16 protein-coding genes are annotated in these 19,029 nt (G+C 66.8%); 10 read left to right on the top strand and 6 right to left on the bottom strand.

Annotated elements, in window-relative coordinates; translation table 11 throughout:
- Window position 1: 1 nt before the first annotated feature.
- From gcvH to AC0QC4_RS00270, 9 genes are all read left to right on the top strand, one after another.
- Window positions 2-373 carry a glycine cleavage system protein GcvH gene (gcvH, locus tag AC0QC4_RS00310; RefSeq protein ID WP_483657551.1) on the top strand — a complete coding sequence of 124 codons (372 nt, stop codon included), beginning with the start codon at window positions 2-4 and terminating at the stop codon, window positions 371-373.
- 4 nt (window positions 374-377) lie between these two features.
- Window positions 378-1,211, top strand: a complete 834-nt coding sequence (locus AC0QC4_RS00305) for a glycosyltransferase family 2 protein (RefSeq protein WP_483657550.1) — start codon at window positions 378-380, stop codon at window positions 1,209-1,211.
- A 2-nt stretch (window positions 1,212-1,213) separates the two neighbouring features.
- Window positions 1,214-2,566, top strand: coding sequence for an aminomethyl-transferring glycine dehydrogenase subunit GcvPA (gene gcvPA / locus AC0QC4_RS00300; protein WP_483657549.1), 1,353 nt, complete (start codon window positions 1,214-1,216; stop codon window positions 2,564-2,566).
- Complete coding sequence (gene gcvPB / locus AC0QC4_RS00295; protein WP_483657548.1) at window positions 2,563-4,239, top strand: aminomethyl-transferring glycine dehydrogenase subunit GcvPB; 1,677 nt, start codon at window positions 2,563-2,565, stop codon at window positions 4,237-4,239. The genes gcvPA and gcvPB overlap by 4 nt, the downstream gene beginning before the upstream one ends.
- 4 nt (window positions 4,240-4,243) lie before the next feature.
- On the top strand, window positions 4,244-4,621 hold the full coding sequence (locus tag AC0QC4_RS00290) for a winged helix-turn-helix domain-containing protein (RefSeq protein ID WP_483657547.1): 378 nt from the start codon (window positions 4,244-4,246) through the stop codon (window positions 4,619-4,621).
- Between the two features lie 146 nt (window positions 4,622-4,767).
- Window positions 4,768-7,143 (top strand): TonB-dependent receptor, encoded by a 2,376-nt coding sequence (locus AC0QC4_RS00285; RefSeq protein WP_483657546.1) that lies wholly within the window; start codon window positions 4,768-4,770, stop codon window positions 7,141-7,143.
- Window positions 7,144-7,221: 78 nt separating this feature from the next.
- Window positions 7,222-7,677 (top strand): abscisic acid-deficient protein Aba4 family protein, encoded by a 456-nt coding sequence (locus tag AC0QC4_RS00280; RefSeq protein WP_483657545.1) that lies wholly within the window; start codon window positions 7,222-7,224, stop codon window positions 7,675-7,677.
- Between the two features lie 125 nt (window positions 7,678-7,802).
- Entirely contained in the window at window positions 7,803-8,258 is a 456-nt protein-coding gene (locus AC0QC4_RS00275; RefSeq protein ID WP_483657544.1) for a phage tail protein, read from the top strand.
- Window positions 8,255-8,674, top strand: coding sequence for a phage tail protein (locus AC0QC4_RS00270; RefSeq protein WP_483657543.1), 420 nt, complete (start codon window positions 8,255-8,257; stop codon window positions 8,672-8,674). The genes AC0QC4_RS00275 and AC0QC4_RS00270 overlap by 4 nt, the downstream gene beginning before the upstream one ends.
- Before the next feature lie 10 nt (window positions 8,675-8,684).
- On the opposite strand, the gene AC0QC4_RS00265 is transcribed toward AC0QC4_RS00270, so the two are convergent.
- Complete coding sequence (locus AC0QC4_RS00265; RefSeq protein ID WP_483657542.1) at window positions 8,685-10,427, bottom strand: acyl-CoA dehydrogenase family protein; 1,743 nt, start codon at window positions 10,425-10,427, stop codon at window positions 8,685-8,687.
- An 80-nt stretch (window positions 10,428-10,507) separates the two neighbouring features.
- On the opposite strand from AC0QC4_RS00265, the gene AC0QC4_RS00260 reads away from it, so the two are divergent.
- Complete coding sequence (locus AC0QC4_RS00260; RefSeq protein WP_483657541.1) at window positions 10,508-11,476, top strand: L-threonylcarbamoyladenylate synthase; 969 nt, start codon at window positions 10,508-10,510, stop codon at window positions 11,474-11,476.
- 181 nt (window positions 11,477-11,657) lie between these two features.
- On the opposite strand, the gene AC0QC4_RS00255 is transcribed toward AC0QC4_RS00260, so the two are convergent.
- From AC0QC4_RS00255 to gltB, 5 genes are all read right to left on the bottom strand, one after another.
- On the bottom strand, window positions 11,658-11,993 hold the full coding sequence (locus tag AC0QC4_RS00255) for a hypothetical protein (protein WP_483657540.1): 336 nt from the start codon (window positions 11,991-11,993) through the stop codon (window positions 11,658-11,660).
- A gap of 161 nt (window positions 11,994-12,154) precedes the next feature.
- Window positions 12,155-13,027, bottom strand: coding sequence for a UTP--glucose-1-phosphate uridylyltransferase GalU (galU, locus tag AC0QC4_RS00250; protein WP_483657539.1), 873 nt, complete (start codon window positions 13,025-13,027; stop codon window positions 12,155-12,157).
- Window positions 13,028-13,123: 96 nt separating this feature from the next.
- A complete protein-coding gene (locus AC0QC4_RS00245) occupies window positions 13,124-13,795 on the bottom strand; it encodes a glutathione S-transferase family protein (protein ID WP_483657538.1) in 672 nt (223 codons plus the stop codon).
- A 180-nt stretch (window positions 13,796-13,975) separates the two neighbouring features.
- Window positions 13,976-14,407 carry a hypothetical protein gene (locus tag AC0QC4_RS00240; protein WP_483657537.1) on the bottom strand — a complete coding sequence of 144 codons (432 nt, stop codon included), beginning with the start codon at window positions 14,405-14,407 and terminating at the stop codon, window positions 13,976-13,978.
- An 84-nt stretch (window positions 14,408-14,491) separates the two neighbouring features.
- Window positions 14,492-19,015, bottom strand: coding sequence for a glutamate synthase large subunit (gltB, locus tag AC0QC4_RS00235; protein ID WP_483657536.1), 4,524 nt, complete (start codon window positions 19,013-19,015; stop codon window positions 14,492-14,494).
- Between the last annotated feature and the right edge of the window lie 14 nt (window positions 19,016-19,029).

The raw sequence follows: 19,029 nt of genomic DNA, 5'->3' as shown, positions 1-19,029 counted from the left end.
CATGTCGCGTTATTTCACCGAAGACCATGAATGGATCGATCTCGATGGTGAGATCGCCACCGTCGGCATCACCGATTATGCGCAGGGCCAGCTTGGCGACGTGGTGTTCGTCGAACTGCCCGAGGCCGGCCGCACCATTGCCAAGGGCGATGACGCCGCGGTGGTCGAATCGGTCAAGGCCGCGTCGGACGTCTACGCCCCGGTCTCGGGCGAGGTGATCGAGGGCAACAGCGAACTGGAAGCCGAGCCGAGCCTGGTCAACAGCGACGCCGAGGGCGACGGCTGGTTCTTCAAGATGACCTTGAGCGACACCAGCGAACTCGACGGGCTGATGGACGAAGCGGCCTACGCCGAGTTCGTCGCCAAGCTGTGAGCGCATGACGACGCTCGATCCCGCGCTGGCCAATTGCCGCCTGATGGTGGCGACGCCCATCTATGATGCGGCGCATGGCACCTATGTCCGCTCGGCGCTGGCGCTGGCGCTGGCGGCACAGCGGCACGGGATCATCGTCGACTTCGCCTTCATCCTGCACCAGCCGTCGATCAACCGCGCGCGCAACATGCTGGCGCACACCTTCCGCAACAGCGATTTCACGCACATGCTGTTCATCGACAGCGACATCGATTTTTCCGCCGATGACATATTCTCGATGGTGCGGGCGATGGCCGGCCTCCCGGAATGCGCCATCCTCGGCGGGCCGGTGCCGCGGCGGGCGATCAGCTGGGGCAATGTCGCCCGCGCCGCGCAGATGGGGCTGGCGGATGCCAATCCGGCCGATCTCGCCCGCTACTCCGGCGATTTCGCCTTCGGCTTCCTGCAGCCCGACCAGAGCTTTGCGCTCACCGATCTGGTCGAACTGTCGCGGCTCGGCACCGGGCTGATGCTGATCCGCCGCGACGTGATCGACACATTGTGCGACCGCCACCCCGAACTCATCTATCGCCCCGATGCCGAGGAGCGCCGCGGCTATGGGCTTGGCGAAGAGGTGCACGCCATCTTCCAGCCGATGATCGAGCCGGGCAGCCAGCACATGCTGTCCGACGATTATGCCTTCTGCCGCCGCGCCCGCGATGCGGGCTTCCGCATCTGGCTCGCGCCCTGGGTCAGGACCGCGCACAGCGGCCCCGCCACCTTTTCGGGCAGCCTCTCCGATCTTGCGCCACTGTTTGCGGCGCCAACCGCCTCCCCCTCACCCGCCTCGCCGGAGTAACTATGCGCTACCTCCCTCTGACCGCCGACGACCGCAGCGCGATGCTGGCGACCATCGGTGCCACGACCATCGACGATCTGTTTGTCGATGTGCCGGCCGAAGCCCGGCTCGACGGCCCGATCAAGGGGCTGCCCGGCCATGCCAGCGAAATGGCGGTCGAGCGGCACATGAAGGCGCTGGCGGCAAAGAATATGGTCGCGGGCGACGTGCCCTTCTTCCTGGGGGCAGGGGCTTATCGCCACCATGTCCCGGCCAGCGTCGATCACCTCATCCAGCGCGGCGAGTTCCTGACCGCCTATACGCCCTATCAGCCGGAAATCGCGCAGGGCACGCTGCAGATGCTGTTCGAATTCCAGACGCAGGTCGCGCGGCTGCTCGGTTGCGACATCGCCAATGCCTCGATGTACGACGGCTCGACCGCCTGCTGGGAAGCGATCGGCATGGCCGGCCGCATCACCAAGCGCCGCAAGGCGGTGCTCGCGGGCGGGCTGCATCCGCATTATGCCTCGGTCTGCCGGACGATGGCGAGGTTCACTGGCGACACGCTCGACGCGCTGCCTGCGGCGGTGGGGCAGGGCGCCGAGGACATCATCGCGCACATCGACGGTGAGACCAGCTGCGTGGTCGTCCAATATCCCGACGTGTTCGGCAATGTCTTCGATCTGCGCCCCATCGCCGACGCCGCACAGGCCGCAGGCGCGCTGCTGATCGCGGTGGTGACCGAGCCGGTCGCGCTGGGGATGATCGAAAGCCCCGGTGCGATGGGCGCGGACATCGTCGTCGGCGAAGGCCAGTCGATCGGCGTCGGCCTGCAGTTCGGCGGGCCCTATGTGGGGCTGTTTGCCGCCAAGGAAAAGTTCGTGCGACAGATGCCGGGGCGGCTGTGCGGCCAGACGGTCGATGCCAATGGCCAGCGCGGGTTCGTGCTCACCCTGTCGACCCGCGAACAGCATATCCGCCGGGAAAAGGCGACGTCGAATATCTGTACCAATTCAGGGCTTTGTGCGCTGGCCTTCAGCATCCATATGACCTTGCTGGGTGAGGCGGGCCTGCGGCAGATGGCGGCCATCAGCCATGCCCGCGCGGTGGAGACCGCGCAGGCGCTGGCCGCCATCCCCGGCGTGAGCATCCGGACGCCGGCCTATTTCAACGAATTCACCGTGGAACTGCCGCGCGATGCGCGGGCAATCGTGCATGAGCTGGCAGCACGCAACATCCTCGGCGGCGTTTCGCTGGGGCGGCTCTATCCGGATCGTCCGGACCTCGCCAACCATCTGATCGTTGCCGCCACCGAAACCGTCAGCAGCGAGGATATCGCTGCCTTTGCCGCTGCATTGAAGGAGGTGCTGGCATGAACGCGATCAACCCCACCGGCTGGAAGCCGACCATCGGCGGCGTGGTGCAGCAGGAGACTGCGGCCACCTTCACCGGCAATCGCGCACTGATGCTGGAAGAGCCGCTGATTTTCGAGATCGGCTCGACGACGCGGACAGGTGTGGATTTTGGGGATGCGGTCCTCCCCGGCATGGGGAGGGGGACCAGCGAAGCTGGTGGAGGGGCAGCGGCTGAGCCAAACGATGGTGCCATCGCGCAGCCCCTCCACCATCCTGCGGATGGTCCCCCTCCCCGTTCCGGGGAGGACCTCCCCGCCTCCCTTCTCCGCAGCGCCCCCATCGGTCTCCCCGGCCTGTCCGAAGCCGAGACCGTGCGCCACTACACACGCCTCAGCCGCCAGAATTACGCCATCGACCTCGGCCTGTTCCCGCTGGGCAGTTGCACGATGAAGCATAATCCGCGCCTCAACGAGAAGATGGCGCGGCTGCCCGGCTTCGCCGATGTCCACCCGATGCAGCCGCAGGAAACGGTGCAGGGCGCGCTCGAGGCGATCAACCAGCTCGCCTTCTGGCTGATCGAGCTGACCGGCATGCATGGTGTCGCCATGAGCCCCAAGGCCGGCGCGCATGGCGAGCTGTGCGGCATGCTGTGCATCAAGGCCGCGCTCGAGGCACGCGGCGACGATCGCAAGGTGGTGCTGGTGCCGACCAGCGCGCATGGCACCAACCCCGCCACTGCCGCCTTCGCCGGCTTCACCGTAGAGGATATTCCCGCGACGCCCGAAGGCCGGGTCGATCTGGAGGCGCTGAAGGCGCGGCTGGGCCCCGATGTCGCGGCGGTGATGATCACCAATCCCAACACCTGCGGCCTGTTCGAGCGCGACATGAAGGCGATTTCGGATGCCGTGCACGCAGCCGGCGGCTTCGTCTATTGCGACGGCGCCAATTTCAACGCGATCGTCGGCCGCGTCCGCCCCGGCGATCTCGGCGTCGATGCGATGCACATCAATTTGCACAAGACCTTTTCGACCCCGCACGGCGGCGGCGGCCCCGGCTCTGGCCCGGTGGTGCTATCAGAGGCGCTCAGCCCCTTCGGCCCGCTGCCCTATGCCGCCAAATATCCGGATGGATCGTTCCGACTGGTCGAGGAAGAAAGCGCCCCCGCCGAACATCCCGACAGTTTCGGTCGGATGACCGCCTTCCACGGCCAGATGGGCATGTTCACCCGCGCGCTGACCTACATCCTCAGCCACGGTGCAGACGGCCTCAGGCAGGTTGCCGAGGACGCAGTGCTCAACGCAAACTATGTGCTGCGCGCGCTGGAGGATGTGCTCGACGCGCCGTTCGCGGGCTCCGGCCCGTGCATGCATGAGGCGCTGTTCAGCGATGACGGTTTCCCGGACGGCTTTTCGACGCTCGACGTCGCCAAGGGGCTGATCGACGAAGGCTTCCACCCGATGACCGTCTATTTCCCGCTGGTCGTCCATGGCGCGATGCTGGTCGAACCGACCGAGACCGAAAGCAAGGCCGCGCTCGACCAGTTCATCGGCGCGCTGCGGCATGTCGCAGAGCGGGCCAAGGCGGGCGATGAAGCGCTCAAATCCGCCCCCCACTTCGCCCCGCGCGCCCGCCTCGACGAGACGCTGGCGGCGCGCAAGCCGGTGCTGGTGTGGCGCGAGCCGGCCGCAGGCTGACCCGGTGCGCATCGGCCCGCTCAAGCTCAAGGCGCAGATTTTCTGCGGCGAGGTAGCGGCAATCGGGCCGGGCAAGGCCGATCTGCTCGAGGCCATCGACACGCATGGATCAATCGCCGCAGCCGGGCGGGCAATGGGCATGAGCTATCGCCGCAGCTGGATATTGGTCGACGAGATGAACCGCTGTTTCAGCGAGCGGCTGGTGGACACGCTGCAGGGTGGCGGTCGTGAGCGGGGTGCACGGCTGACCGAGGCAGGCCGCACTATCCTGATTGCCTATCGCGCGCTCGACGCGGCGATTGCCGATGCAGCAGACGGTGCTGCCTATGCGACCATTGAGGCGCTGATCCGCGAACATCCAGTGCCACCGCACAGCGGCTAACCCGCGCACCGCCCGCTCGGCCTGTCGCATCACCCCGCTTGCATGCTGCAGCTCCCGATGATAGCACACCTCTATATCCAATGGGATATAGAGACTCGCCGGCGCCTGCTGGCACTGACAGGGCAGGGGGCAATATGCGCTGGAGGATGCTGGCGGCAGTGGGTGGGGCGGCGCTGACCGCGGCGGGCACGTCTCCATTGCATGCGCAGGCCGGGCCTCCGGCCATCGCCAGCGATGCCGGAGTGGCGAACACAGAGCCGGACATCGCAGACATCATGGTCACCGCACGGCTACGTCCCGAGCCGCTGGGGAGCGTGCCCATCGCGGTCTCAGTGGTCGATGCGCCGCTGCTCGATGCCTCCTATACGGTCAACACCCAGCAGCTCAGCCTGCTGGTGCCGACGCTCAACTACAGCTCGGCCAATCCGCGCAACACCGCCTTCACCATCCGGGGGCTGGGCAGCAGCGTGGTTGCGGTCAGCCAGGCCAACGACGGGTTGGAGCCGGGAGTGGGCTTCTATGTCGACCAGGTCTATCATGCCCGCCCGGCGACGGCTGCGTTCGATTTCACCGACATCGAGCGGATCGAGGTTCTGCGCGGGCCGCAGGGCACCTTGTTCGGCAAGAACAGCACGGCCGGTGCGATCAGCATCACCACCGCCGCACCGGAATTTCGCCGCAGCGGTCGGTTTGAACTGTCGCTGGGCGACCTCGATCTGGTGCAGGCCAAGGTATCGGTGACGGGGCCGCTGGTCGGCGATGTCGTGGCCTTCCGCCTGTCCGGCCTCGTCACCCGCCGGGACGGATTCATCCGTAATGTGGTCAGTGGCATCGACCACAATGGCATCGGCAATCAGGCGGTGCGCGGCCAGTTGCTGTTCGTCCCCGATGCGGACCTGCGCATCCGGCTGAGTGCAGACTTTACCAGCTTCCGCAGCAATTGCTGCACCCAGGTCTATTGGCAGGTCGGCACCAGCCTGCGCGCCGCAGCGCGGCAATATCCGGCGCTGGCGGCAGGGCAGAATTACGCCCCGCCGAGCACCGACGTCTATGACCGCGTCACCGATATCGATGCGCCGCTGGCGGTCGATACCAACGAAGGCGGCCTCTCTGCCATCGCCGATTGGGATGTCGGCCCGGTGACGCTGACCTCGATCAGCGCCTGGCGCTTCTGGAACTGGGATGCGGCGAACGACCGCGATTACACCGGCCTCGCCATCCAGCGGGTGCAGCGTATCCCCAGTCGACAGAATCAATATAGCCAGGAAGTGCGTGTCGCGTCGAACGGCGAAGGTCCGCTCAGCTATGTCGCCGGTCTCTATTATTTCCGCCAGGTCATCACCGGGCGCCCGATCAGCATTTACGGCCCGCTCGCCGCCTACTGGCTGATCGGCCCTACCACCGGGGCCGCAGCGACACCGGTTCCGTCCAACCTGCTCGATGGCTATGCGCTCGACGGGCGCACCCGGTTCGATACGGACAGCTATGCCGCCTTCGCCGAACTTGGCTGGCGCCTGGCCGACCGGCTGACGCTGACCGGCGGCTTGCGCTATACCTATGAGGACAAGAGCGCGGACTATGCGACCACGGTTTCGGGTGGGCTAGCGACGACCAGCACGGCCCTGCGCAATGCCCAGCTTTCCGTGCTGCGCCCGCAAAGCTATGCGGCGGCGAGCCGCGAAGACAATGTATCGGGCCGGGCGGTGCTCGACTGGCAGGCAAATGAGGCGCTGCTGCTCTACGCCAGCTATGCGCGCGGGTTCAAATCGGGCGGGATCAACGTCTCCGGGCTGCCGCTCGATGCACAGAACCAGCCGGCGCTGGCAACCGCCGTCATTCGTCCGGAGCGCAACCGGACGGTCGAAGCCGGCCTCAAGGCACGACTGTTCGAAGGTCGCCTCTCGCTCGACATCGCTGCCTATCACACCCGCGTCCGCGACTTTCAGGCGACGATCGTCGACAGCAGCCAGACGGTCGCGCTGCGCGGCTATCTCTCCAACATCCCGGCAGTGCGGGTGCGAGGCGTGGAGGCGGACGCGGTGATAGACGCTGCCGCCGGTCTCTCGCTGCGCGGGTCGCTGGCCTATGCCGACGGTCGCTACAGCGACTATCCGGCCGGCCCCTGTCCGCTCGAACGACAGACCGGGGCGACGCAGGCCTGCGACCTCAGCGGCCAGCGGCTCGCCGGCCTGCCGCGCTGGGCGGCGACGCTGGGCTGCGATTATGCGCACCCGCTGGGCGGCGGCAACCGCCTGCTGCTGCATGCCGATACCAGCTTCCGCAGCAGGTATAATGGCGACCCCAGCCTGTCGCGCTTCACCTACATCGATGGCTATTCGGTGACCAACGCCCGGGTCGGCATAAGTTTCGGCAGCGGGCTGGAGCTGCACCTGTTCGCACGAAACCTGTTTGCCGCCGACTATATCCAGAATGTCACCATCCAGGCGGGCAACAGCGGCCTGATCCTGGCGCAGCCCAGCGAACCGCGCGTGATCGGCGGCACCGCCGGCTTCCGGTTCTGAGCAGCGGCAAAGATTGACAGGGCAGGCGCTGGCGCTGATGTCGGCGCGACCGGATTCAACGCTGACAGGACATGATCGATGCCTTGGGACACCCTTTTTTCGGCGGTCAACGGCTGGGCTTTGCTCGCCTGGCTGCTGCTATGGTTCGCGCCGCGCAAGCCGCTGGCTCTATCCGCGGTAATGTATCTCGGCGTCGGGTTGCTGTGCCTGATCTACGCAGTGCTGATCATCGGCCTGGTCTCGGGCGGTATCGACGGGGGCGGGGCAGCGGGTGGCACCACGCCCAACCTGTTCACGCTGGCCGGAGTGATGGCGCTGTTCGACTCGCCCGGCGGCGCGGTGGTCGGCTGGACGCATTATCTCGCGTTCGACCTGTTCACCGGCCTGTGGATCGCGCGCGATGCCGATTCCAAGGGGTTCAACCGCATCGTCCAGTTCCCCTTCCTGTTCCTGACCTTCATGGTCGGTCCGGTAGGATTGCTGCTATGGCTGATCGTCCGCGAACGGCGGGCGCGGGCGGCAGCGAAGGCCTAAGGCCCCCGGCTGCGCGCATCTCGACGCAGCGCGGGCGGCATGCCAAGCTCGGCATGGCAGAAACGGGCTGGTCCGAGTCGATGCAATCGGCGCGCCAGCCATCATGATGCGGGGGGACGAAGACCATGCCCGACGATGGAAGCGCGCAAGGTGCCATCTGGCCGCTGCCCAAATTCTATTTCTCCGTGAATCTCGGCGACGAGACGCTTGGCTTCCAGGAGGTATCCGGGCTGGAGACGGAGACGCAGGTGATCGAATATCGGCACGGCGACAGCCCTGTCTTCTATCCCATCAAGATGCCGGGGCTGGGCCGGATCGGCAATGTGGTGTTGCGCAAGGGCGTCTTCGCCAAGGATGGCAATTTTTGGGCATGGTATTCCGAGATCCGCCTGAACACGATCAAGCGGCGCACCGTCGTCATCAACCTGCTCGATGAGACCGGTGCCCCCCGCATGGTGTGGACACTTCGCAACGCCTGGCCGACCAAGCTGACGGGGCCGGACCTCAAGTCCGACAGCAATGAGGTTGCGATCGAGTCGCTGGAACTGGCCTATGAAACGATGTCGGTAGAGACGCCTTGAGCACATCCAGCGGCGACGATGGACCATGGCCGTCGCCGGCGTTTCGTTTCCGCGTCAATCTGGGCGACGACGCCCTCGGGCTGGTGCGTGTGAGCGGACTGGAGGCGATTGCCGACCCGCCATCGGGACGCGTGCAGTTGAGCCGCGGCGTGTTTGGTGGCGAGCTGACCTTGTGGCGCTGGTTCGAAGAATGCTGCGCCGATCCCGAAGCGACCCTGACGATCACCATCGATCTCCTCGACGCGGATGGCGCCATCAGCCGTCGGTGGTGGCTCGACGGTGCCCGCGCGGTGCGCATGACCGGGCCGGAACTCGATGCCACTGCCAACGCGGCAGCGATCGAGACGCTGGATGTGGTCTGCGCCCGGATCAGCACCTCGGTCGGGCCGCGCCGTAGCCGGCAGGACCACGACTGAGGCCGGACCGTCAGGCCGCGAGCATCGCGGCGTCGATGGCGTAGAGGCCCGAGGCACCTGCCATCGCACCGGCCTTGCGGCCCAAAGCTTCCGGCACCACGCGGTCGAGGAAGAAGCGTACGCTCGCCTGTTTGGCCTTGAGGAAGGCGGGATCGCCCGTGCCGTCGGCCAGTGCGGCGGCGGCAGCGCGGCCCTGCACCGCCATCTGCCAGCCGGCGACGGCGACGGCAGTCATGGCCAGATAATCGGCGCTGCCGGCCAGCCGGTCATCGATGGAGGCGGCGCGCATCCATGCGGTCACCTCGTCGCAGGCGTCGGCGAGCGCGGCGAGGCCTGCCTCGCCCTCGGCCCCGGCGCGGACGTCGGCGATCAGCTGCGACAGCGGTTCGCCATTGCCCATGCTGAGCTTGCGACCGACCAGGTCGGCGGCCTGAATGCCGTTGGTGCCTTCATAGATCGGCGCGATCCGCGCATCGCGATAATGCTGGGCCGCGCCGGTTTCCTCGACAAAACCCATGCCGCCGTGCACCTGGATGCCGATGCTGGCGACCTCGCAGCCGACATCGGTCGGCCAGCTCTTGGCGAGCGGGATCAGCACTTCGGCGCGCATCGCAGCCTCGCTGTCGCCCAGTTCGCCGCGGTCGAGCTGGCCTGCGGCATAATAGACCAGCGCGCGCGCGCCCTCGGTCAGCGCCTTCATGCGCAGCAGCATGCGGCGCACATCGGGATGCTCGATGATCGCCACCGGCCCCGCGCCCGGCGCGCTGGCGCGGGCGGATTGCACGCGGTCGCGCGCATAGGCCAGTGCCTGCTGGGTCGCGCGCTCGCCGATCTGGATGCCCTGGTTGCCGACCATCAGCCGGGCATTGTTCATCATCACGAACATCGCGCGCATGCCGCCATATTCGGCGCCGATCAGCTCGCCGATCGAGTCGACCCCGTCTTCGCCATAGGCCATTACGCAGGTCGGCGAATTGTGAAGGCCGAGCTTGTGTTCGATGCTGCGGCAGCGCACGCCATTGTCGATGGTCGGCCGCCCCTCGGCATCGAGCCGCTTCTTCGGAACCAGAAACAGCGATATGCCCTTGGTTCCTTCGGGCGCACCGGGTGTGCGAGCCAGCACCAGATGGACGATATTGTCGGTGAGGTCATGCTCGCCGAAGGTGATGTAGATTTTCTGGCCCTTGATCCGGTAGCTGCCGTCGCCCACCGGTTCCGCGGTGGAGCGCAGCGCGCCGACATCGCTGCCTGCGCCCGGCTCGGTCAGGTTCATGGTGCCGTTCCACTCGCCCGAGACCAGCTTGGGCAGCCAGGTGGCCTTCTGCGCCTCGCTGCCATAGGCCATCAGCGCGTGGATCGCGCCGGGGGTGAGGATGTTGATCAGCGTCAGCCCCATGTTGGCGGTGCCCAGCGATTCGATCACCAGGCTGGCGAGGCTGAACGGCAGGCCCTGGCCGCCGAATTCCTCCGGCCCGTCGATGCTGCCCCAGCCGCCGTCGACGAACGCCTTATAGGCTTCCCTGAAGCCCTTGGGCATGGTCACCCCGCTCGGGCTCCACACCGGATTGTGCGTGTCGCCATAGCGGTTGAGCGGCGCATATTCGCCTTCGGCAAACGTGCCGATGCCATCGATGATCGCATCGACCATGTCCGGCGTCGCCGCCGCGAACCGTTCATGTTCGGCAAGTTCGCCGATGCGCACCACATGGTCGAGAACGAAGCGCTGTTCGGTGACGGGCGGGCGATAGGTCATCGGTTCGGTTGCTCCCTTGCACGCGCGGCGCTGGCCGGCGCGCTTCCTTATGCGGCTGGTCGGGCATATAGCCACAGCCCATGAATGGCTCCACCCCCACGGTCAGTGAAAACAGCAATCAAACGCATGTCCTGCCGTTCGGCGAGGCAGCGATTGCGGCGGCCGCGGACATTGTTGCGCGCGGCGGCTGCGTCGCGGTGCCGACCGAGACTGTCTACGGGCTCGCCGCCGATGCGACCGATGGCGCGGCCGTGGCCGGCATCTATGCCGCCAAGGGCCGTCCGTCCTTCAATCCGCTGATCGTGCATGTCGCCGACCGGGCGATGGCGGAGCGACTGGGGCGGTTCGATGCGCAGGCGGCGGCGCTGGCCGACGCCTTCTGGCCCGGACCGCTGACCATCGTCGTGCCGCGCACCGCCGACTGCCCGGTCGCCAGCATCGCCACCGCCGGGCTCGACACGATTGCGCTGCGCTGCCCGGCGCATCCGGCGATGCAGGCGCTGATCGCGGCGAGCGGGCGGCCGATTGCCGCGCCGTCCGCCAACGCCAGCGGCGGCGTCAGCCCGACCACGGCGGCGCATGTGCTGGCCAGCCTCGACGGGCGCGTACCGCTGGTGATCGACGCCGGCGCCTGCAGCGCGGGGCTGGAATCGACCATCGTCCGCCCCTTTGCCGGGCGGCTGGTGCTGCTGCGTCCCGGCCCGGTCACCGCCGAGATGCTGACCGCCGCGTGCCGATTGCCGGTCGAAGACGATCATAGCGGCACCATTTCCGCGCCCGGCCAGCTTGCCAGCCATTATGCGCCGGGCAAGCCGGTGCTGCTCGATAGTGCGCATCCGCCGGGCGATGCCTTTCACATCGGCTTCGGGCCGGGCGCGGCCGATTATCAATTGAGCGCCGGCGGCGATCTGGTCGAAGCCGCGGCGCGCCTGTTCGATGCGCTGCATGCCGGCGCCGCCAGCGCCTGCCCGCGCATCGCCGTCTCGCAGATCCCGCAGGCGGGGCTGGGCGCGGCGATCAACGACCGACTACGCCGCGCCGCTGCTTAGAGCCTGTCCTGGTTGGGTGGAATCGGAACCGTATCCCTGAGCTTGTCGAAGGGCGTTTATCGGCAAGGCGTGCTTCGACAGGCTCGGCACTACGGTTCAAACAAAACAGGACAGCCTCTAGGCCGCAGGGTGCCGTACCCTCACCGTTATTGCTGCGCTGCGCTCGCAACGACGGTAGGGCCTAGCGTGGTGCGGCCTGCAGGTCGGCGATCTGGTCGGCGTAGCGCACCGCGTCGGCACAGGCCTCGCGGTCGCCATCGGCGCAATCTTCCGCGGCATTGGCGCGGCGGCGTTCGAGCCGGCCGAGCATTTCCTCGCGCTCGCGGAGCTGCCGTCCACGCGCCCTGTCGGCCTCGTCCTGGCTGGTGGTGGCCCAATCGGCCACCTGCGCGCCGGCGCGCACCGGCGCGGTCACCACGTCGACTGCCGTGCGGGCGATACAGCCTGTCAGCAGCAGGGCCGCAGTGGCCAGGGTCAGCAAGCGCAGCATCGGCCTTCTCCTCAGACCTTGGGACATGGCTGGACGATACATGCTCGTGTCGCGCTTGTCGAAGTCCGTCTCGCCCGTGCAGCGCCGTTGATGTTTCGCATCGCCTTCGGCACCGACAGGCTCGCAGGCTATAGATGGCTTCGACCGATCATCGCCGAAGCATGCCGCCCTTCTCGCTGGGCGTCGCCTCAACCGGCCAGCATCGCCCGCATTTTCTCGCGCAGCGGCGCGGCGAGGTCGGGCCGCTCCAGCGCGATCGCCAGATTGGCCTCGACATAGCCCAGATGCGCGCCGCAATCGAAGCGGCGGCCGTCGAAGGTGACGGCGTTGAATGGCTGCGTGCCGATCATCCGCGCCATCGCGTCGGTGAGCTGGATTTCGCCGCCCGCGCCCTTTTCCTGCGCTTCGAGGATGCGCATCACTTCGGGCTGCAGGATGTAGCGGCCGGAGACGATCAGATTGGATGGTGCCTCCTCGACCTTGGGCTTCTCCACCAGCCCACGCACCTCGGTGATCGCGCCCTCGCGGGCGCCGGGGTCGATCACGCCATAGCTCGACACCTGCTCGTGCGGCACTTCGAGCACCGAGATGAGGTTGCCGCCGACCCGCTCATAGGCGTCGACCATCTGCTTCATGCAGCCGGGCGAGCCATGCATGAATTCGTCGGGCAGGAAGATGGCGAAGGGCTCGTCGCCGACGATGTCGCGCGCGCACCAGATGGCATGGCCGAGCCCGAGCGGTTCCTGCTGGCGGACATAGGTGCAATTGCCCGGGGTCAGCCGGGTAGGGCCGAGCACCGACAGGTCCTTGCCGCGGTCGGCCATGGTCCGTTCGAGCTCATAGGCGATGTCGAAATGGTCCTCGATCGCGCTCTTGCCACGCCCGGTGACGAAGATCATCTGCTCGATGCCCGCCTCGCGCGCTTCGTCGACGGCATATTGGATCAGCGGCCGGTCGACGATCGGCAGCATTTCCTTTGGGATGGCCTTGGTGGCGGGAAGGAAGCGGGTGCCAAGACCCGCGACGGGGAAGACTGCCTTGCGAACCTTTTTCATGCCCATGCTGCTCCAGTCGGGGATAGGGTCAGGCCCATGGCCAGCCAATGCTTGCCAAAGCGTAATGCCGGGACGTTAACGCCGCCGCATCGGATTGGTTGTTCAGAAATTGACGTCGGCATAGTGCGGCGGCGGCATCAGCGCGCCCATCCGCTCGTCGAGCAGCGGGCGGAAGCTGGGCCGGCTCTTCAGCACGGCATACCAGTCATGCGCCAGGTCATGCCCGGCCCAGTCGATGCCGCCCAGATAATCGACCACAGAAATGTGCGCGGCGGCTGCCAGATCGGCCATGGTCATGGTCGTGCCGGTCAACCAGCGGTGATGGTCGAGCAGGCTGCCGATCATCTCCAAATGCCCGGTCGCGGCGCGCATGGCATTGCGCAGCACGGTGGCATCGGGTGGCTGCCGGTAGAACAGCCGCTTGATCATCTTTTCCTGCAACAGCGGCGCGCCGACCTCGGCGTAGAATTTGCTGTCGAACCAGGCGATCAGCCGGCGGACCTCGGCGCGCTGGATGGCGCTGCCGGCAAACAGGGCGGCGCGCGCCTCGGTTTCCTCGAAATATTCACAAATCGCCACCGAATCGGACAGGGTTATGTCGCGTTCGATATCCTGCATGGCGGGCGTGCGCCCGGCGAGGTTGATGTCCCGAAAGCCGGGGCGGGCTTCCCATGGATGCTCGGTGCGCAATTCATAGGCGACACCCTTTTCGGCGAGCATCAGCCGCACCTTGCGGGAAAAGGGACATAGGGAAAATTGATAGAGCTGCCACATCAGGGCTGCTTAGCGCGTGCCCGCCGTGCAGGCAAAGCATCGTCTGACTTTTCGCCGGCTGTGCCGATGCCGCCCGGCACGTGGAGGGTTGTACCGGGCGGCCCCTACCGAGTTGCGACCCGAAGGTAGTCGGTGAGGGAGCCCCTTTGCGGGGGGCACATTGCTCCATTCGCGGTAAAGTCAGCGTTGGTTACGCCGGGCATCCGAAATTCGCTGCCGCCATTGCGCAGCAAGGTCGCTGGCCATGGCCTGCAGCACGGGCAGCGCTGCGGCGAGATCGCGCGCGCTCTGCCCGGCGACGAGGCCGGTGACCCGCGCCTCTTCGCCGACGCGCTCGGCAAGGTCGGGGTCGGCGGCTGCCGCCTCGCCGACGGTGGCATCGTCGGGAAGATCGGGCACCATCCCGGGATCGATGCGGCGCAGCGCCTCGACCAGCGGGCCGATCGGCATGCCCAGCACCGCATCGGTGACATGTTCGATGTCGTCGGCCATTGCTTCCACGGCGACCGGGTCATCGAGCTGCTCGAGGGCATCGGCGGCGTCGCTTTGCGCCGATGCCGGGGCGGTGAGCGAGACGAGGGCGAAAGCCGCGATGGCGAGGACAGTGCGCATGACGGCCAGTCTAGCGGCCCCAGGCTTGCACCGCGATGAACGGGGCCGCGTCGCAGCCACGACCCCGTCCGTTTCCCTTCGCGGCTACTCCGCCGCCTCCAGCGTCACCGCATCGCTCAGCGGATGGGCAAGCCGGCTCAGCATCTCTTTCGGGCACACCTGCCAGAAACGGTGCCGCCAGCGGTCCCAGTCGCTCAGCACTTCCTTGGCCCAGCCGGAATCGGTGACGCGGGCATGCTCTTCCACCAGCGCATAGAGCCGGCTTTCCCAATGGCTGCTCGCCAGCCGCTGCCAGACGATGCTCTCGGGATTGGCGCGACGCTCGAAGCGGCCGTCGACATCGAGGATGAAGGCCATGCCGCCGGTCATGCCCGCGCCGAAGTTGGAACCGACCGGCCCCAGGATCACGGCCGTGCCGCCGGTCATATATTCGCAGCCATTGGCGCCGCAGCCTTCGACCACCACGGTCGCGCCCGAATTGCGCACCGCGAAGCGCTCGCCCGCCTGTCCCGCAGCGAACAGCGCGCCCGATGTCGCGCCATAGAGCACGGTGTTGCCGATGATGCTGTTGTCGCGGCTGAACAGCGGGGATTTGACCATCGGCCGGACGATGATGCGCCCGCCCGACAGGCCCTTGCCGACATAGTCATTGGCGTCGCCGAACACTTCGAGGGTGATGCCCTTGCACAGGAAAGCGCCGAGCGACTGCCCCGCACTCCCGCGCAGGCGGACATGGACATGCCCGTCGTTGAGCGTCGACATGCCGAACTTAGCGGTCACTTCGGCCGACAGGCGGGTGCCGACGGCACGGTGCGTGTTGCGCACCGTATAGGTGAGCTGCATCTTCTCGCCGCGGTCGAACACCGGCTTGGCATCGTGCAGGATCTGCGCGTCGAGGCTGTCCGGCACCTCGTTGCGATGCGTCGGGATGTGGAAGCGGCGCGCGGTGTCGGGCGCGTCGACCTTGGCGAGGATCGGGTTGAGGTCGAGATCGTCGAGATGTTCGGCGCCGCGGCTGACCTGGCGCAGCAATTCGGTGCGCCCGATGATCTCGTCGAGGCTGCGGAAGCCCAGCTTGGCAAGGATTTCGCGCACCTCCTCGGCGATGAAGGTCATCAGGTTGATCACCTTCTCCGGGCTGCCGCCGAACCGCGCGCGCAGCTTCTCGTCCTGCGTGCACACGCCGACCGGGCAGGTGTTGGAATGGCACTGCCGCACCATGATGCAGCCCATCGCCACCAGGCTGAGCGTGCCGATGCCATATTCCTCCGCACCCAGGATCGCGGCGATGACGATGTCCCGCCCGGTCTTGAGTCCGCCATCGGTGCGCAGCTTGACCCGGTGCCGCAGGCCGTTGAGCGTGAGCACCTGATTGACCTCGCTGAGGCCCATTTCCCACGGCGTGCCGGCATATTTGATGCTGGTCTGGGGGCTCGCGCCGGTGCCGCCGACGTGGCCGGAGACCAGGATCGCATCGGCATGCGCCTTGGCCACGCCCGCCGCCACCGTGCCGATGCCGGCCGAGCTGACCAGCTTGACGCAGACGCGCGCGCGCGGGTTGATCTGCTTCAGATCGTAGATCAGCTGCGCCAGATCCTCGATCGAATAGATGTCATGGTGCGGCGGCGGGGAGATCAGCGTCACCCCCGGGGTCGAGTGGCGCAACCGTGCGATCATCTCGCTGACCTTGAACCCGGGCAGCTGGCCGCCTTCGCCGGGCTTGGCCCCTTGCGCGACCTTGATCTCTATCTCCTCGCACGCGCCCAGATATTCGGCGGTGACGCCGAACCGGCCGGAGGCGACCTGCTTGATCACCGAATTGGCGTTGTCGCCATTGGCATAGGGCGTGTAGCGCGCCCGGTCCTCGCCGCCTTCGCCCGACACCGCCTTGGCGCCGATGCGGTTCATGGCGATGGCCAGCGTCTCATGCGCCTCCGGGGATAGCGCGCCCAGGCTCATCCCCGGCGTGATGAAGCGCTTGCGGATTTCGGTGATCGCCTCGACCTCGTCGAGCGGTACCGGTTTCCTCACCTCGTTGAACTCGAGCAGATCGCGCAGATAGACCGGCGGCAGATCGCGCACGCCGCGCGCGAAGTTGAGGTAGGTCGAATAGCTGTCGGTGGCGACCGCGGTCTGCAGCAGATGCATCAGCTGCGCGCTCCACGCGTGCGTTTCCCCGCCGTTGCGCTGGCGATAGAAGCCGCCCACCGGCAGGCGGATCGCCGCCGGCTCGAACGCCGCCTCGTGCCGTTCGGAGGCGTTGATGTAGAGCGAGGTATAGCCTTCGCCGGAGATTTTGGCCGGCATGCCGGGGAACAGATCGTTGACCAGGCTGCGGCTGAGGCCGACCGCCTCGAAATTATAGCCGCCGCGATAGCTGGAGATCACGGCGATCCCCATCTTCGACATGATCTTGAGCAGCCCGTCGTCGATCGCCTTGCGATAGTTGGCGATGGCCTTGCCCAGCGCGATGTCGCCGAGCAGGCCGCGCGCGTGGCGGTCGGCAATCGTCGCCTCGGTCAGCCAGGCGTTGACGGTGGTCGCGCCGACTCCGATCAGCACCGCAAAGCCATGGGTATCGAGGCATTCCGACGAGCGCACGTTGATCGAGGCGTAACTGCGCAACCCCTGGCGGACGAGGTGGGTATGCACCGCTGCGGCGGCCAGCACCATCGAGATGCCGACCCGCTCGGCCGAAACGCCTTCGTCGGACAGGAACAGTTCGGACCGCCCGGCGCGCACCGCCGCCTCGGCATCGGCACGCACGCGCACGATCGCCTCGCGCAGGCCGGCGGCGCCGGAGCCGACCGGGAAAGTGCAGTCGATTTCCGCCACCGATGCGCCGAACGCCGCCTTCAGCCGGTGCCAGTCGGCATTGGCCAGCACCGGCGAATCGATCACCAGCACCGCGCTATTCTGTCCGGTGGTGTCGAGGATGTTGGCGAGGTTGGAGAAGCGCGTCTTCAGGCTCATCACATGCCGTTCGCGCAAGCTGTCGATCGGCGGGTTGGTGACCTGGCTGAAATTCTGGCGGAAGAACTGGTGCAGCAGCCGGGGCTTGTCGGAAATGACCGCGAGCGGGGTGTCATCGCCCATCGATCCGACCGCTTCCTTGGCGCCGGCCAGCATCGGGCTGAGGATCAGCTCGATGTCCTCGAGCGTCTGGCCGGCCGCGACCTGGTGGCGCACCAGCCGTTCGCCCGCAAGATAGAGCGACAGATCCTCGGGCACCGCCGGCAGATCGTCGATGCCGCGGAAACCGGCGACCAGCTTCGCATAGGGCTGTTCGCCGGCGATGCGATCCTTGATCTCATGGTCGAAATAGAGCCGTCCTTCGTCGAGATCGACGGCCAGCATCTGCCCCGGCCCCAGCCGGCCCTTCCTGGTGATATGCTGTTCGGGCAGCAGCACCATGCCGCTTTCCGATCCGACCACCACCAGGCCGTCATCGGTGATGGTGTAGCGCAGCGGGCGCAGCGCGTTGCGGTCCATCCCCGCGACCGCCCAGCGGCCATCGGTCATGGCGAGCGCGGCCGGGCCGTCCCACGGCTCCATGACGCTGGCGAAATATTGGTACATGGCAAGGTGGTCGGGCGATACCTCGGGGTCGCCGCCCCACGCTTCGGGCACCAGCATCAGCTTGGCGGTCGGCGCCTCGCGGCCCGAGCGCACGATCGTCTCGAACACCGCGTCGAGCGCGGCGGTATCGGAAGCGCCCGCCGGGATCACCGGCTTGATCTCCTCGCACTGCTCGCCGAAGGCGAGGCTGGCCATCTTGATCTCGTGGCTCTTCATCCAGTTCTTGTTGCCGCGGATGGTGTTGATCTCGCCATTGTGCGCGAGGCAGCGGAACGGCTGCGCCAGCCACCATTGCGGGAAGGTGTTGGTCGAATAGCGCTGGTGGAAAATCGCCACCCGGCTCTCGAACAGCTCGCTGGTCAGGTCGGGGTAGAAGACCGACAGGCTCTCGGCGAGGAACAGGCCTTTGTAGACGATCGACCGGCACGACAGGCTGCAGATGTAGAAATCGGCGATCTGCGCCGCGACCACCGCCTTTTCGATGCGGCGGCGCACCAGATAGAGCGTCTTTTCGAACTCGCTGGCGGATTGTTCGTCGGGCATCGGCCCGGCGATCATGATCTGCTCGATCTCGGGGCGCGTCCGCTGCGCCTTGTCGCCGATGCAGGAGACGTCGACCGGCACCTGCCGCCAGCCATAAATGGTATAGCCCGCATCGATGATCGCGCTTTCGACGATGGTGCGGCAGGTTTCCTGCGCGCCAAGGTCGGTGCGCGGCAGGAACACCATGCCCACCGCCAGCCGGTTGGGGCGCACCTTGTGCCCGGAATTGGCAATCGCATCGTCGAAGAAGCGCACCGGCAGGTCGACATGGATGCCCGCCCCGTCGCCGGTCTTGCCATCGGCATCGACCGCGCCGCGATGCCAGACCGCCTTCAGCGCATCGACCGCGGCCGCGACGACGCGGCGTTGCGGCCTGCCATCGGTCGCGGCGACGAGGCCGACGCCGCAGGCATCGCCCTCATATTCGGGACGATACATGCCCTCTGCCGCAAGGCGGGCGTGTTCGGGGGTGGGATATTGGGTCATGGCGGTGCAGTCCG

The organism is Sphingomonas sp. jy18, assembly GCF_056931895.1.
This window is presented reverse-complemented; position numbering and strand designations above follow the sequence as displayed.

Bases quoted from the DNA above. Each gene is read 5' to 3' on its own strand.
- AC0QC4_RS00285 (WP_483657546.1), top strand. From the start codon at position 4,768: ATGCTGGCGGCAGTGGGTGGGGCGGCGCTGACCGCGGCGGGCACGTCT.
- AC0QC4_RS00280 (WP_483657545.1), top strand. From the start codon at position 7,222: ATGCCTTGGGACACCCTTTTTTCGGCGGTCAACGGCTGGGCTTTGCTC.
- AC0QC4_RS00275 (WP_483657544.1), top strand. From the start codon at position 7,803: ATGCCCGACGATGGAAGCGCGCAAGGTGCCATCTGGCCGCTGCCCAAA.
- gltB (WP_483657536.1), bottom strand. From the start codon at position 19,015: ATGACCCAATATCCCACCCCCGAACACGCCCGCCTTGCGGCAGAGGGC.
- AC0QC4_RS00255 (WP_483657540.1), bottom strand. From the start codon at position 11,993: ATGTCCCAAGGTCTGAGGAGAAGGCCGATGCTGCGCTTGCTGACCCTG.
- AC0QC4_RS00305 (WP_483657550.1), top strand. From the start codon at position 378: ATGACGACGCTCGATCCCGCGCTGGCCAATTGCCGCCTGATGGTGGCG.
- AC0QC4_RS00245 (WP_483657538.1), bottom strand. From the start codon at position 13,795: ATGTGGCAGCTCTATCAATTTTCCCTATGTCCCTTTTCCCGCAAGGTG.
- AC0QC4_RS00265 (WP_483657542.1), bottom strand. From the start codon at position 10,427: ATGACCTATCGCCCGCCCGTCACCGAACAGCGCTTCGTTCTCGACCAT.
- gcvPA (WP_483657549.1), top strand. From the start codon at position 1,214: ATGCGCTACCTCCCTCTGACCGCCGACGACCGCAGCGCGATGCTGGCG.
- AC0QC4_RS00240 (WP_483657537.1), bottom strand. From the start codon at position 14,407: ATGCGCACTGTCCTCGCCATCGCGGCTTTCGCCCTCGTCTCGCTCACC.
- galU (WP_483657539.1), bottom strand. From the start codon at position 13,027: ATGGGCATGAAAAAGGTTCGCAAGGCAGTCTTCCCCGTCGCGGGTCTT.
- gcvH (WP_483657551.1), top strand. From the start codon at position 2: ATGTCGCGTTATTTCACCGAAGACCATGAATGGATCGATCTCGATGGT.
- gcvPB (WP_483657548.1), top strand. From the start codon at position 2,563: ATGAACGCGATCAACCCCACCGGCTGGAAGCCGACCATCGGCGGCGTG.
- AC0QC4_RS00260 (WP_483657541.1), top strand. From the start codon at position 10,508: ATGAATGGCTCCACCCCCACGGTCAGTGAAAACAGCAATCAAACGCAT.